Below are 639 nucleotides of genomic sequence, written 5' to 3'. Positions count from 1 at the left end.
CGCCTTTGCTGCCCGGGCCGGTGGCGTCCGCACCCCGACCTCCGTTGCCACCGTCACCGCCACTGGTCGGGTGCGCCCCGGTCGCGCCGTGCGCACCCGTCGTCGACCCGGCACCTCCAGCTCCCCCGGCCCCGCCGAGTCCCGCGTCACCGCCGGCCCCGCCGGCTCCCCCGGTGCCGGTACCTGCGCCGGCAAATGATCCATCGGCACCATGCCCGCCGTGACCGGCCGCTCCCCCGAACCCGCCGGCGCCACCGGCCCCGCCGGCACCCTGGCCGCCCAGAAAACTGATGAGGCCCCCGTCGCCGCCGGCTCCGCCGACCCCACCGGCACCACCCTGGCCACCGTTGCCGCCGTGGCCACCGGCGCTACCGAGAACCACCCCGTCGGCGCCAGCAGCACCGGCACCTCCGGAACCGCCTGCACCGCCCAGACCGCCAGCTCCTCCTGCCCCGATCAGCGACCCGCCGCGTCCACCGACGCCACCGTTACCACCGTCACCGCCGACACCGCCGGTCTGGCCGGCGGCGCCCGCCGATGCGCCAACGCCACCGGCACCACCCCAGCCGCCGCTGCCACCCGTGCCGATCAGCCCCGCAGTTCCACCCGCACCACCGCTACCCCCGGTCAGGCCCTGCC

1 protein-coding gene is annotated in these 639 nt (G+C 77.8%); it reads right to left on the bottom strand.

The features are described 5' to 3' along the window. Positions 1–639: hypothetical protein (locus tag AO501_RS38235; RefSeq protein WP_197419889.1), on the bottom strand; the 639-nt coding region annotated here is incomplete at both ends.

The sequence above is a fragment of the Mycobacterium gordonae genome (assembly GCF_001417955.2).
Classification (GTDB): Bacteria; Actinomycetota; Actinomycetes; order Mycobacteriales; family Mycobacteriaceae; genus Mycobacterium; species Mycobacterium gordonae_B.
Note: the sequence above shows the minus strand (reverse complement) of the source record. Positions and strands in the feature narration are given on the sequence as shown.